The following is a 12,649-nucleotide window of genomic DNA, read 5'->3' as shown; positions in this document are numbered from 1 at the left end:
TAGTACGGGCCGGAGGGGAGGTCCCCTCCCATCCGTCAGCGTTCAAGCCATTCGTTCGTGTCGGTGAGCGTCGCGGCCATCACCGCTTTAATCGTATGCATCCGGTTCTCGGCTTCGTCAAAGACGAAGGAGTGACGGCTCCGGAACACTTCATCCGTGACTTCCATCTCGCTCAATCCGTACTCCGCATGGATCGCCCGGCCGACTTCGGTCTCCAAGTCGTGGAAGGCAGGCAGACAGTGGAGGAACATGACGTCCGGATTATTCGTCTTCATGAGCATATCCATGTTCACTTGATACGGGTGAAGCAGTTTGATGCGCTCGGCGAACTCGGCCTCTTCGCCCATCGACACCCAGACGTCCGTGTAGATGACGTCGGCGTCGGCGACCGCTTCGTCGATGCTTTCGGTCAACGTGATCTTCGCCCCTGTCTCGGCAGCGACCGAGCGGGCAAAATCGACGACTTCATCCGACGGCCAAAGCGATTTCGGCGCACAGATACGCATGTCCATCCCGACTTTGGCACCACCGATGAGGAGCGTGTTACCCATATTGTTGCGCCCGTCACCAACGTAGACGAAGCGGATGCCAGACAGCTCGCCTTTCTGTTCTTTGACGGTCAAGAAGTCGGCCAAGATTTGCGTTGGATGATACAAATCCGTCAACCCGTTCCATACCGGGACACCGGCGTCTTTGGCCAGCCCTTCGACCGTGTCATGGGCGAAGCCGCGGAATTGGATGCCGTCAAACATACGCCCGAGCACGATCGCCGTGTCGCGCACCGATTCTTTTTTGCCAAACTGGATATCCGATTTCCCGAGGTATTCCGGATGCATGCCTAGATCGATGGCCGCCACAGTGAACGCACAACGCGTCCGCGTCGAAGGTTTCTCAAACAACAGCGCCACATTCTTTCCTTCACAGATTCGATGCGGGACGCCTTGTTTCTTTTGACGTTTGAAGGCGGCCGATAAATCGATCAAATAGTTCAACTCATCCCCTGAAAAATCGTTCAATGATAGAAAATGACGGCCTTTCAAATCAAAGTTGTACGTTGTAGACATGCTCGTTTCCTCCTCGTTAAATGTCTTTGCGGATAATCGGACAGCTCATGCAGCGTGGGCCCCCACGGCCACGCGACAATTCACTCGACATGATCTCGATGACTTCGACGCCCTCAGAGCGAAGCAACTCGTTCGAGACGTAGTTACGGTCGTACGTGACGACGACGCCTGGAGCAATCGCGAGTGTGTTCGACCCATCGTTCCATTGTTCGCGGGCAGCGGCGATCGGGTCTCCGCCGCCACATGGGATCAAGACGATCTCATCGAGACCGAGTGCGGCTTTCAACACGTTCAACAGATCCGTATGCTGGGTGATGTGAAGTTCACCCTCGGCGTTCAACGTCAGTTCAAAGATGTTCATCTTGCCTCCTGGCCCTTGGATGAACGGGTGAATCGTGAACTTGTCATGGTCGACCATCGTGAAGACCGTATCGAGATGCATGAACGCGCGCGACTTCGGAATCTCGATGGCGATGACTTTCTTGAACGTGCCGCCGTTTTTCAACAAGTTGAGAGCGACCCGTTCAATCCCTTGGGCCGTCGTCCGCTCGGAAATCCCGATGGCGACGACTTCTTTCGAGAGAACGAGTTCATCTCCACCTTCCATCGCGAAGCGGTAGTCGCGGTCCGACCAGATCGGGATGTCGTGTTTCGCGAATCGCGGATGATAGCGCATAATATATTGCGTAAACAACGATTCGCGGCGGCGAGCCGGCTCTTTCATCCGGTTGATGGATAGCCCGTTCCCGATGGCTGCCGATGGGTCACGAGTGAAATATAAGTTCGGCATCGGGTCGAGATAGAACGGGTATGTGTCCTCAATCATCTCGTGCAAGTGGCGCCGTTTCTCTGGCTTAATCTCAGACTTGCGAATGCCGGCCATAACGGTTTCAATCAATTTTTCGTTGTCGTAGGCGAGCAAATATTCTTTAAGTGTCTCGTACGAGCCGTTGATATTCGATTTTGACTCCGCCAAGATATCGGCGACGAATCGTTCGCGCACCCCTGGTAGTGATAACGTTTCCGCCATCAAATTTTCTAGATAGAGTACTTCGACGCCGCGATTTTGGAGCACGCTCGCAAAGTAGTCATGTTCTTTTTGAATGACCGGAAGATGAGGAATGTCGTCGAACAAGAGTCGTTCCAAATATTCTGGGGTCAAATTTTCGAGCTCACGCCCTGGTCGTTTCAATAGTACCGTCCTAAGTTCACCAATTTCTGAATACACGTGGATCGGATGTTTCAGCGTTGTATCCCGTGCGGTTTGTTGATCCGTCATCGATATCATCTCGCTTCCTCCTTGTGATTCGGGTGTGTTTCTACCCTTACATTATCAACTTACCCAATTCCGAGGTGGGCAAGTCCGACGTTTGGACTGTGGTGGATTCCACACTAAAGTGCATAGATGATGACGTGGCATGAATGAACAACCACTCGAGAAACGGTGCGTCCCCTCAAATCGGAGGAGAGAGACGTATACACACTGTATAGATTGTGAAAAAAATTCATAACATTTTTTTGATTTTGTTTGAGCCCGACTAAAGTCGTGACATAATATAGACAAATGATGTGAAAAGGAAGTGAGTCGATGGCAATCGAACGTACAGAACGCGCCCGTCATGAAGCCCAAGTGACAGCGCTCATCCAAAAAGGGGACCCGGTCGATTTCCGCGACGTGTTTCTCACACTCCATCCGGGCGAACAAGCCGACCTCTTCATTGAGCTCGAGCAACCGGGTCGCCAGTTCGTCTACGATGCCTTGTCCCCGGAAGCGTTCACCGACCTATTTGAAAAGCTCGAACTCGATGAACAAGAACAGTTCATCCAAGAGATGCCACGTCCGTTCGCCGTACGCGTGTTGAACGACATGTTCTCGGATAACGCCGCCGACTTGATGACCGAGCTCCCGGACGATTTCATGAACGAACTGTTCGAGTTGATGGACGAGACCGAGGCGACCGAAGTTAAAGACTTAATGCGCTATCCGGATGATACGGCCGGCGCCATCATGACGACCGAGTTTATCGTGTTGAAAGCGGACAAGACCGTCGGTGCGACGCTCGAAGACTTGCGCGAACTTGGACCGGAAGCCGAGACGATCTATTACCTGTATGTCATCGACACCGATCGCCGGCTCGTCGGCGTCGTCTCGCTACGCGATTTGATCGTCTCCCCTCTCGATGTGCAAATTGCGGATATCATGGGCCGACGCGTCGTATCGGCCCACGTCCTCGCCGACCAAGAGGACTTGGCGCGGACCGTTCAAAAATATGATCTATTGGCCTTGCCTGTCATCGACAGCGAGGACCACTTGCTCGGAATTATCACGGTCGACGATGTCATGGATGTCATCGAACGGGAGACGACCGAGGACTTTGAGGAGCTGTCAGCGACAAAAGGATCGTCCGACATCAACATGGGACCGGTCGAAGCAGCGATGAAACGGGCCCCTTGGATAATTAGCCTCATGTTTCTCGGGATGATTACCGCGTCGACGATTGGTGGCTTCGAGGATACACTCGAAGCGATCGTCCTGCTCGCTGTCTTCATGCCGCTCGTCATGGGTTCGGCCGGGAACGCCGCCACCCAATCGCTCGTCGTCGCCGTCCGTTCAATCGCACTCGGGACGATCAATCGAAAGAACGTGTTGAAGATGATTCGCCGTGAGTTCGGGACGGGCGTCTTGCTCGGTCTCGCCTGCATGGTCGTCATCTTTGGGGTCATCACCGTTTTGTATGACAGTGCCTTGATCGGGATGATCGTCGGTCTGTCGATCTTTGCGTCACTCAGCGTGGCGACCATCGTCGGGACGCTCGTGCCGCTCCTCATCAATCGATTGAAACTTGATCCGGCCGTGGCGTCGGGTCCGTTCATCACGACGGTCGTCGACAACCTCGGCTTGATCATTTATTTCACGGTCGCGACTTCGTTGCTACGCTTTTTCTGACACCTGACATCTCAGGTGTCTTTTTTGTCGTGATGTTTATTACAGTTCTTTTACAAAAGAGAAAATGGGAAATAATCATGATTTAGGACGGGTATTCATGAAAAGTACTTATAAATAAGAAGAGATTGAGGGAGGGATATTCGTTGACCATTCAACAAGTTGTTTACATATTGATCACAGGGGCTCTCTTCATGGGTCTCGTCGCATACGTGTCATACCGCATGACGAAAGGAAAAGTCGAGAGTGCCGACGATTATTTCTTGGCTGGACGTGGTCTCACCGGTCTATTCATCGCCGGATCGCTTTTATTGACCAACTTGTCGGCCGAGCAATTGATCGGCTTGAACGGCCAATCGTTTGCCGGCAATATGTCCGCTATGGCATGGGAAGTCACGGCCGGCATCGCCGCCATCATCATGGCCCTCTTCTTACTTCCACGTTTTCTCGGCATCGGAATTTCAACGATTCCCGAGTTTTTGAGCCAGCGGTATGACGAGGACGTCCGCCGCTTGACGGTCCTGTTGTTCTTGTTCGGCTATATGTGCGTCACGATTCCATCGATGCTCTATTCAGGCGGCTTGGCCGTCCTGCAACTGTTTGACGTACCAGCCCTGCTCGGGATCAGCTTCGAGCAATCACTCTGGATGGTCATTTGGTTCATCGGGATTATCGGTGCCGTGTATGCCATTTTCGGAGGCCTCCGTGCGGTTGCCGTTTCTGACACGTTGAACGGAATCGGCTTGATTATCATCGGATTCCTCGTCCCGACGCTTGGCTTTATCGCGCTCGGTGACGGCAATCTTGTCGATGGGATGAAGACGATCGCAACCGAGAATCCGGAGAAACTAAACGCGATCGGTTCAGAGAACGATTCCGTTCCGTTCTTGTCCATCTTCACGGGGATGATTTTTGCGAACTTATTTTATTGGGCACTCAACCAATATGTCATCCAACGTGCACTCGGGGCGAAGAACTTGGCCGAAGGTCAAAAAGGGGTGCTTTTCACCGGCTATTTGAAGTTGCTCGTCCCAATCTTCATGTTGCTGCCGGGGATTATCGCATTTCATTTGTATGGCACGAACGTCGACAAGGCCGACCTCGCTTATCCGAGCTTGATTGCCGACTTGTTGCCGATGTGGCTCATGGGCTTTTTCCTCGCCGTCTTGCTCGGTGCCGTGTTCAGCTCGTTCAACTCGCTGTTGAATAGTATCGCTACCTTATTCGTGCTCGATATTTACAAGCCGAAATTCAAACCGGACGCATCAGACAAAGACTTGATTCGAGTCAGCAAATGGTTTGGGACGTTTGTCGCGCTCGTCTCGTTCTTCGTCGCTCCAAACTTGATGTATGCACCGGACGGCCTTTGGGACTTGATTCGCCGTTTCACCGGCTTCTTCAACATCCCGATTCTCGTCATCGTCTTAATTGGGATGCTCGTGAAGCGGGTGCCACCGATCGCCGCGAAACTCGTCATCGGCTTCCACGTCGTCACGTATTACTTCCTCGTTTGGGGAACGGAGCAGTGGTTCGGCTTCGACCTCGGCATTAACTTCATTCATATTTACGGGATTTTGTTCGTCCTCGAGACGGCCATCATGCTCGTGTTCGCGAAAGTTCGTCCGATGCAACACATCAATCCGATTCGCATCGACCTCGGTCGCGTCAAACCTTGGCGCCATGCCATCTCGACGTCAATCATCCTGATTGCTTCGATGATTTTCGTCTACTTCGTCTTCTCACCGATCGGTCTCGCCTATGCGGACGGGATCGTCTCGAGCTGGTTCTGGCCAGCGACGCTCGCTTTGGTCGCGACGACGAGTGGGCTCGTCTGGACATCGTATCGCTACTGGTTGCCGCGTTATGAGGCATACTTGAACAATCTCGATACGACAGACACCGAGCGTGAAGAAGCGATGGGTGAATAATATATTTAGACAAACAGACACGTTCCTTGCTGATATCTTTTAGCAAGGAACGTGTCGATTTGTCTTACTTCTATTCTTCTGTTCATACATGTTTTGATCCGCTTGATCATACAATTTCTTGAAATCGTTTAACTGTTCCTCCCAAGCTGCACCGACAGCGGCTGAAATATCATTCGATTCAAACACGCTTCTAATGGAAACTGTCAAATCTAGCAATTTATCTTGTTGTAGTTGATCAGTTAATACAACAAATTCGTCGCCTCCAATCCGATAAACGTTTGTGCTTAACCCTTGCAAGAGGAGTCCCGCTTTCTGAAGTAACAAATCACCAGCCGAATGACCTTGATGGTCATTAATTTTCTTCAAGTCATTTAAATCGATGACTATCAACCCTACTTTTTTAAAAGAGAGACAATCAATTGTTTCATTAAAGGCACGTCGGTTCAAAACCCCAGTGAGTTCATCATGACGGCTCACATATTCTAACTCCTCACGTTTCATTACAGCCGCTTCTACATTCCTAATGATTCCTTGTACAGCTACAATCTCACCATTTTTATAAATCGGAGTCGTGTATTCTTCAAAACGCAAGTAACGACCGTCATTAGTTCGCCAACGTTGCGAGATAGCCTCATCGTAACTCATCTTTCCTGAGACTTTATTCATGAGAATTTGATAATCATCTGGGTGAATACGACGAAAACAATCATCTGGATTTTCATAGTTTTCCGCTACAACACCCTCACCTAAATACAAATCAAGGGAAGGACTTATGTAACGAAAACGAAACGTTGGTTTGACTTCAAATATATAAATGACGTCTTTAACGTGGTTACCGAAATGTGCAAACGCCCCGTCCACCTCTTTACGTGATTGAAGTATCTTCTGCGCAACAAGTACCAAAATCAATCCAACTAATAAACCTAACCAAAATTGTTCCATGTTTTCCCGCTCCCCATCTAAACGTACTATTCTATCGTATCATGTTAGCGAAACGCCGCCTGTACCTTTTCCATTATTTAGGTTAATGTTTAAATGTAAAGTTCATTTGTTGATGAATGTAAACTTAAAATTAGAAGTTGGAGGTCAACCATGAGTCCTGACTGGTCACGCTATGAAGTCTCATCTACTTTTTCTGGATCGGCGCTCGTCATGCGACAAGACGACATCCTGTTCGAACTTCAGCAAGGCTACGCGAATCGGGCCGAACAAATCGAAAATCAAACGTCGACACTCCGCGAGAGTTTGGACATCGACTTCCCCCGATTTGACCCAGCCGTGACAGTTGAACAGTTGCTCACCCACACGTCCGGCATCCCCGACTATTTCGACGAGTCTGTCATGGACGATTTCGAGGAATTGTGGCGACAGCGTCCGATGTATCACATCAGGCAGCTACGTGACTTTCTCCCAATGTTCCAGCACGAACCGATGCGACAAGAACGGGGCGTGTTCCAATACAATAATGCCGGGTATATCCTGCTCGGCCTCATCATCGAACAAGCGAGCGGGTTGACGTTCTCGGATTATATTGAACGATTCGTATTCAAACCAGCCGACATGACCGATTCGGGGTACTTCTCCCTCGATGCCTTACCAGCCCACACGGCGCTCGGGTATATCGACCACGCGGACGGCTCTTGGCGGACGAACCACTATTCGATTCCCGTCAAAGGCGGCGCGGACGGCGGCGCGTTCGTGACGGCACAAGATATGGCCAAACTTTGGAACACCCTGCTCGGTCATCGCCTGCTTGGGGAGGCGATGACGTCACGGTTGCTCACGCCTCACGTGCCAGTGAACGAAACAGGCGCACATTATGGATACGGTCTGTGGATTCAATTGGATGCGAAGCGACACGTCTTCAAATATCATGTCATGGGTTATGATCCCGGCGTCAGTTTTCATTCTGCTTACTATCCGGCCCCAGACATCGTCTCGGTCGTCTGTTCGAACGAGTCAGACGGGGCGTTCGACCTCATGAAAGTCATCGAACAGAAAGCAGGTGTGTCTTCTTGAACATCCGCCCATACGAAGAACGTGACTTCGAACAGATTCAAGCGTTGAATGAAGCGGAAGGTTGGAGTCAACTCGTCCGACAACACGAGTTGACGAAACAGGCGTGGCGGCAATCGAACGTCGCCTATGTCGTCGAGTCAGAAGGACAGGTGATCGCCTACTTGCGTGGATTGACCGACACGACCGTGAGCCTGTACGTGTGCGAACTGCTCATCGCGGCCTCGCACCGTCGCCTCGGGATTGGCGAGCGACTTCTGTCACACGTGCATGCGCTCTATCCCGAAACGCGCCTCGAGATGCTCGCGAGCGCTTCATCCCACACGTACTACGAGAAATTGAATTTCCGCCCGTTTTACGGATATCGGAAGACGATTCACGAATAGGAGGAACTGCCATGAAACTAGCTATTGTGACCGGTGCATCGCGCGGCCTCGGCCGTGCCATCGCCGAGGAACTATTGAAGCGTGATTACGAGGTCGTCAATTTTTCACGGACGCAGGCGACCGATGCCTCGTTCCGTCACGTCAAGGTCGACTTAGCTGATCCGACAAGCACACTGGCCGCGATTGGACAGATGAATCCGCTCATCGAGACGGCGACGTCCTTGCTCGTCGTCCAAAATGCGGCGTTGATTGAACCGATTCACCGGGCCGGTCAATTGGATGCTACGCAGCTTATCGCTCACGTCCAAGCCAACTTGCTCGCCCCGATGCTCTTGACGAACGCGGTGCTTGCATACGACTTGCCCGTCTCGCTCATCCATGTGACCTCTGGGGCCGCCAAGCGCCCCATCTCGGGCTGGAGTGCCTATTGTGCGACGAAAGCCGGGCTCGATCATTTCACCGAGACGGTCGCCCTTGAATTGACCGATACGGACGACAAAGTCGCCTTGTTCAATCCAGGCGTCATGGACACCGCGATGCAGGAGAGCATTCGGGCCTCGTCAGAAGACGCGTTCCGTGACGTTGAACAGTTCCGCTCCTATGTGACGGAAGGACGATTGCGCACCCCTGAGACGGTCGCCCGCATCTTGGCGAAACACTTGCTAGACGAGCCGTTTGAGAATGGCAAGACGTATTCGGTGTATGACCTAGACTGATTTTTCACCTGGTATAAAATTCAGCCACCCTTTTTAGGCTCAACCGCCTACACTAGAGACAGATGAAACGAGAAAGGGTGGCTAAGTCATGAAGACGATTGCAGGAGGATTATTATTTTTCGGCTTGTTCAGTCTCGGATTGTCGTTCACGATGATTGGGGACACGGCGATTGTCGGAGCGATGGTGAGCGGTGTCGCCGTCTTATGTAGCGTCGGGCTTTGGTTCGGAGCGACAGAAGTAACGCGCATCCGTGTTGCTCTCCTCGACAGCAAAAAAACGTCTTTCCCCGAATGAGGGAAAGACGTTTTTGGATTCATTGATTGTCTTCTTCTTCGTAATCATCATCAGCATATTCCTCGAAATCATACTCTTCGAAGTCCGCTTCATCGATAAAGATGTCGCGGTCATTGACGACGTGAATCGGACCGTTGGCCACATCGATTCGAATCGTCCATGCCCATGGAATGCGCAATCGGCTATAAACGCCTGTCCAGAATTCCATCGATTCTTGCTCGTATCGTTCGAACTCTGCCAGCAACTCTTTAAAGGTTACCCCTGACAACTGAAAGTTTGAGTCTTGGATTCGCTCGAGCGCATTATGTGTCGCCTCGAGTTCCGCCGCACGTACCATCTCTTCGGCCGTTGCCATCTCAAGAATGGTACCATCCGGTGGCAGAATGTCGTATACGTTAAACAATTCGCCTTCTTCTACTTCTTCATCAAACTCATAGTCGTCGTGCCGCATGCTTCATTCCTCCTCACTCTAGTTGAATCTCTTTCATTGTACCATTCCACTCCCTGTTAGAACGAAACATTCGTGTATATATTTTGGCAGGTAGGGAATCATAACAAAGGAATAGAATACGTATCAGCGAAAGGGGCCAATTGACCATGAACGAATCATTTCAAGCACTCGTCCTCGACAAGACGGATGACCATCTTCACGCCAAGGTGACGGACGTCAAACTCGACGCGCTTCCAAAAGAAGAAGACGGTAACGTCCTCGTCGAGGTTCATTATTCCGCACTCAATTATAAGGACGCCCTCGGTCTTACCGAACCCGGAAAAATCATTAATCAATACCCGTTCATCCCTGGATGTGAATTTGTCGGCAAGGTCGTCGAGTCCGATCATCTCGACTTCAAAGCCGGCGATGAAGTCATCGCCACCGGTTTCGGGATCGGCGAACGACATTTCGGCGGATTCAGTCAATTTGCACAAGTTCCCGGAAACTGGCTTGTAAAACTGCCTAAAGGTATGGACATGCGTGATGCCATCACGATCGGGACACCTGGATTGACAGCTATGCTTTCAATCGATGCGCTTGAGTCCGCTGGCGTTCGACCAGGGGAAGAAGTGCTAGTTACAGGTGCAACTGGAGGCGTAGGCAGTTTTTCGATTATCTTACTTCATAAACTTGGCTATCACGTCATCGCATCCACAGGAAAAACAGACTCCCCTTACTTGCAAGCACTTGGCGTTGACACCGTCATCGATCGACACGAGCTTGAGGGAGCGGTTCGTCCGTTAGCTCGACAGCGGTTTGACGCGGCAATCGATTCGATTGGCGGGGCCACTCTTGCGAATATTTTGAGTCAAACGCGTTATGAAGGTGCCGTTGCAGCTTGCGGACTTGTCGGCGGTTCCGACCTTCCAACAACTGTTTATCCGTTTATTTTGCGCGGAGTCAAATTAATCGGCATCGACTCGGTCATGCAACCCATCGTACGTCGTCTGAAGGCGTGGGAACGACTGGATGAGCTGCTTGATTCTAACGTGCTCAACCATATGATTCATGAGATTCCGTTGCATGACGTCCCTCGCCACGCTGAGGCGATGATGCGCGGCGAACTGAGCGGCCGGACCGTCGTTCGGATCCATGACTAACAAACAGGGCTGAATCCATCGATTCAGCCCTGTCTCTGTATTCTCCATGGTGGTGGAATTATAACGTGAATCCGGCTGGTGCGTCTTTGACGACGACAATCACCTTGCCTTGGTCTAATTTTTTCTCGAGTTGATCCGCTTCGGTCGATGAGAAGCCGAGCTGTTCGAATTGGGCTCGAAGCTCGTCCCCTTTTTTACGGAACACATTTTTCGCGGCTGTCCCTAAGCCGACGTCTGATGCCGATACCGTATTCGCGTCGGCGTTATCGGCCACACGGTCGGTCCGGTCATCGTCATGGGTGACGACATAAATGTGCTTGTCTTCAATCCCTTTCGCTTTCATCGATTGAATGGCGGTCACAACTTCTTCATCATTTGTAAACTCTTTGTACAAAACTGACATGTCTGTTCTCCTCCTTCGATAGCGTTACATTAAGAGTTATTACCCTCTTCTGCAAAATTTACACAGTGAACTACTCACCACTTGCTTGCTTCGCAACCTGAAGTGGGAGCTTCTTGGGAAGACCGTGCTTTGAACAGCCACGGTTATGGGCCAAGCTCGTCGGGCAGTCCCTGCCCTAAAGACATGATATCCTCAGCGAGGCGCAACAGGTTGAGGCTCGCGTTGACGTCGCGGTCGTGGTGCGCGCCGCACGCGGCACACGTCCACTCCCGGGTTTGTAAGTCCTTCCTGCCGCCGTTCTCGCCGCAGCTCGAGCAGACCTGGGTCGAGGCGAACCACGGGTCGGCCTTGATCAGCGTCCGCCCGTGGAACTTACATTTATATTCGAGTTGTCGGACGAACTCGCCCCATCCGGCGTCCCCGATCGACTTCGCCAGGCGGCGGTCCTGCATCATCTCCCTCGTTCGGAGCGTCTCGACCACGACGACTTGGTTCTCGTCGACGATGCGTCGCGACAGCTTGTGGAGGAAGTCATGGCGTCGGTTCCGTACCTGTTCATGCTTTTTGGCCAACAGGAGCCGGGCCTTCTCGCGGTTCCGGCTGCCGGGCTTCTTGCGGGCGAGCGCGCGTTGCGCCCGTTTGAGCCGCGCCTCGGCCTGTCGCAGGTTGCGCGGGTTCGCGATTTTCTCCGTGACGAGCGCATCGTTCGTCATGGTGGCGAAGTGTTCCAGCCCGAGGTCGATCCCGACCTTGTGCTCGGCCGGGACCCACGGCTCGTCAGCCTGCTCGACGAGGAGCGACACGAAGAACGTGCCCGTCCTCGTCATCGACACGGTCGCCGACCGGATCTCCCCGTCGAAGCCGCGATGCTGTGTGAACCGGATGAACCCGACCTTCGGGAGCCGGACGCGGTCTCCCTCGATGCGGACCGTGCCGTGCTGGTTGTTCGTCGTGTAGGACGCGCGCGCCTTCCGTCTCGACTTGAACACCGGGAAGCCGGCCGTCCCGGCGAAGAACTTCGCGAACGCCGCGTCGAGGTGCAGCTTCGCGTTGGCGAGCGCGAGGCTGTCCGCCTCGCACAGGAACGGGAACAGCGGCTTGTAGGAGGCCGGCGTCGGCGGTTTCCGCTGCGGCCCGCCGCTCGCCTTCGCCTCCTCGCGGATGGCGATGCGGTCCTCGAGCAGCTTGTTGTAGATGAAGCGGGCGCAGCCAATCGTCTTGACCAGGAACTCGGCTTGCGCCACGGTCGGATGGAGCCGGTATTTGTAGCCCTTCAGCATGTCCGTTCCTCCTTCACACCCGGT

General features: G+C 52.4%; 13 protein-coding genes. 7 read left to right on the top strand and 6 right to left on the bottom strand.

The window, feature by feature from the left end:
• Positions 1–35: 35 nt before the first annotated feature.
• Together argF and arcA are read right to left on the bottom strand one after the other, a co-directional pair.
• A complete protein-coding gene (gene argF / locus KNP60_RS00700; protein WP_214796562.1) occupies positions 36–1,064 on the bottom strand; it encodes an ornithine carbamoyltransferase in 1,029 nt (342 codons plus the stop codon).
• A gap of 16 nt (positions 1,065–1,080) precedes the next feature.
• Entirely contained in the window at positions 1,081–2,310 is a 1,230-nt protein-coding gene (arcA, locus tag KNP60_RS00695; RefSeq protein ID WP_034780161.1) for an arginine deiminase, read from the bottom strand.
• A 342-nt stretch (positions 2,311–2,652) separates the two neighbouring features.
• Between arcA and mgtE the strand changes: the two genes are divergently transcribed.
• Both mgtE and KNP60_RS00685 read left to right on the top strand, forming a co-directional pair.
• Positions 2,653–4,011 carry a magnesium transporter gene (gene mgtE / locus KNP60_RS00690; RefSeq protein ID WP_034779515.1) on the top strand — a complete coding sequence of 453 codons (1,359 nt, stop codon included), beginning with the start codon at positions 2,653–2,655 and terminating at the stop codon, positions 4,009–4,011.
• 143 nt (positions 4,012–4,154) lie between these two features.
• Entirely contained in the window at positions 4,155–5,936 is a 1,782-nt protein-coding gene (locus tag KNP60_RS00685; RefSeq protein ID WP_214796561.1) for a solute:sodium symporter family transporter, read from the top strand.
• Between the two features lie 39 nt (positions 5,937–5,975).
• Here KNP60_RS00685 and KNP60_RS00680 read toward each other — a convergent pair whose 3' ends face one another.
• On the bottom strand, positions 5,976–6,878 hold the full coding sequence (locus KNP60_RS00680) for a sensor domain-containing diguanylate cyclase (protein ID WP_052090191.1): 903 nt from the start codon (positions 6,876–6,878) through the stop codon (positions 5,976–5,978).
• Between the two features lie 150 nt (positions 6,879–7,028).
• Here KNP60_RS00680 and KNP60_RS00675 point away from each other — a divergent pair, with 150 nt between their 5' ends.
• The 4 genes from KNP60_RS00675 to KNP60_RS00660 all read left to right on the top strand — a co-directional run bounded on the left by KNP60_RS00675 (position 7,029) and on the right by KNP60_RS00660 (position 9,349).
• On the top strand, positions 7,029–7,955 hold the full coding sequence (locus KNP60_RS00675) for a serine hydrolase domain-containing protein (protein ID WP_214796560.1): 927 nt from the start codon (positions 7,029–7,031) through the stop codon (positions 7,953–7,955).
• On the top strand, positions 7,952–8,338 hold the full coding sequence (locus tag KNP60_RS00670) for a GNAT family N-acetyltransferase (RefSeq protein ID WP_138858658.1): 387 nt from the start codon (positions 7,952–7,954) through the stop codon (positions 8,336–8,338). Before KNP60_RS00675 ends, KNP60_RS00670 begins: the two co-directional genes overlap by 4 nt.
• 11 nt (positions 8,339–8,349) lie before the next feature.
• Positions 8,350–9,054, top strand: a complete 705-nt coding sequence (locus tag KNP60_RS00665) for an SDR family NAD(P)-dependent oxidoreductase (protein ID WP_214796559.1) — start codon at positions 8,350–8,352, stop codon at positions 9,052–9,054.
• A gap of 88 nt (positions 9,055–9,142) precedes the next feature.
• Positions 9,143–9,349, top strand: coding sequence for a hypothetical protein (locus KNP60_RS00660; RefSeq protein WP_214796557.1), 207 nt, complete (start codon positions 9,143–9,145; stop codon positions 9,347–9,349).
• A 19-nt stretch (positions 9,350–9,368) separates the two neighbouring features.
• Here KNP60_RS00660 and KNP60_RS00655 read toward each other — a convergent pair whose 3' ends face one another.
• Positions 9,369–9,800, bottom strand: a complete 432-nt coding sequence (locus KNP60_RS00655; protein WP_034779522.1) for a hypothetical protein — start codon at positions 9,798–9,800, stop codon at positions 9,369–9,371.
• A gap of 146 nt (positions 9,801–9,946) precedes the next feature.
• Between KNP60_RS00655 and KNP60_RS00650 the strand changes: the two genes are divergently transcribed.
• Positions 9,947–10,942 carry an MDR family oxidoreductase gene (locus KNP60_RS00650; protein ID WP_138858656.1) on the top strand — a complete coding sequence of 332 codons (996 nt, stop codon included), beginning with the start codon at positions 9,947–9,949 and terminating at the stop codon, positions 10,940–10,942.
• A gap of 58 nt (positions 10,943–11,000) precedes the next feature.
• Here the strand turns inward: KNP60_RS00650 and KNP60_RS00645 are convergent, their stop codons facing one another.
• Together KNP60_RS00645 and KNP60_RS00640 are read right to left on the bottom strand one after the other, a co-directional pair.
• Positions 11,001–11,345: a YflT domain-containing protein gene (locus KNP60_RS00645; protein WP_029594538.1), complete on the bottom strand. Its 345-nt coding sequence runs from the start codon at positions 11,343–11,345 to the stop codon at positions 11,001–11,003.
• Positions 11,346–11,488: 143 nt separating this feature from the next.
• On the bottom strand, positions 11,489–12,625 hold the full coding sequence (locus KNP60_RS00640) for an RNA-guided endonuclease TnpB family protein (protein WP_214796555.1): 1,137 nt from the start codon (positions 12,623–12,625) through the stop codon (positions 11,489–11,491).
• Positions 12,626–12,649 lie beyond the last annotated feature (24 nt).

The sequence above is a fragment of the Exiguobacterium sp. s5 genome, from assembly GCF_018618075.1.
GTDB classification, from domain to species: Bacteria; Bacillota; Bacilli; order Exiguobacteriales; family Exiguobacteriaceae; genus Exiguobacterium; species Exiguobacterium mexicanum_A.
Note: the sequence above shows the minus strand (reverse complement) of the source record. Positions and strands in the feature narration are given on the sequence as shown.

Coding starts and splice junctions, on each gene's coding strand:
- argF (WP_214796562.1), bottom strand. CDS start 1,064: ATGTCTACAACGTACAACTTTGATTTGAAAGGCCGTCATTTTCTATCA.
- mgtE (WP_034779515.1), top strand. CDS start 2,653: ATGGCAATCGAACGTACAGAACGCGCCCGTCATGAAGCCCAAGTGACA.
- KNP60_RS00680 (WP_052090191.1), bottom strand. CDS start 6,878: ATGGAACAATTTTGGTTAGGTTTATTAGTTGGATTGATTTTGGTACTT.
- KNP60_RS00675 (WP_214796560.1), top strand. CDS start 7,029: ATGAGTCCTGACTGGTCACGCTATGAAGTCTCATCTACTTTTTCTGGA.
- KNP60_RS00665 (WP_214796559.1), top strand. CDS start 8,350: ATGAAACTAGCTATTGTGACCGGTGCATCGCGCGGCCTCGGCCGTGCC.
- KNP60_RS00660 (WP_214796557.1), top strand. CDS start 9,143: ATGAAGACGATTGCAGGAGGATTATTATTTTTCGGCTTGTTCAGTCTC.
- KNP60_RS00655 (WP_034779522.1), bottom strand. CDS start 9,800: ATGCGGCACGACGACTATGAGTTTGATGAAGAAGTAGAAGAAGGCGAA.
- KNP60_RS00650 (WP_138858656.1), top strand. CDS start 9,947: ATGAACGAATCATTTCAAGCACTCGTCCTCGACAAGACGGATGACCAT.
- KNP60_RS00645 (WP_029594538.1), bottom strand. CDS start 11,345: ATGTCAGTTTTGTACAAAGAGTTTACAAATGATGAAGAAGTTGTGACC.
- KNP60_RS00640 (WP_214796555.1), bottom strand. CDS start 12,625: ATGCTGAAGGGCTACAAATACCGGCTCCATCCGACCGTGGCGCAAGCC.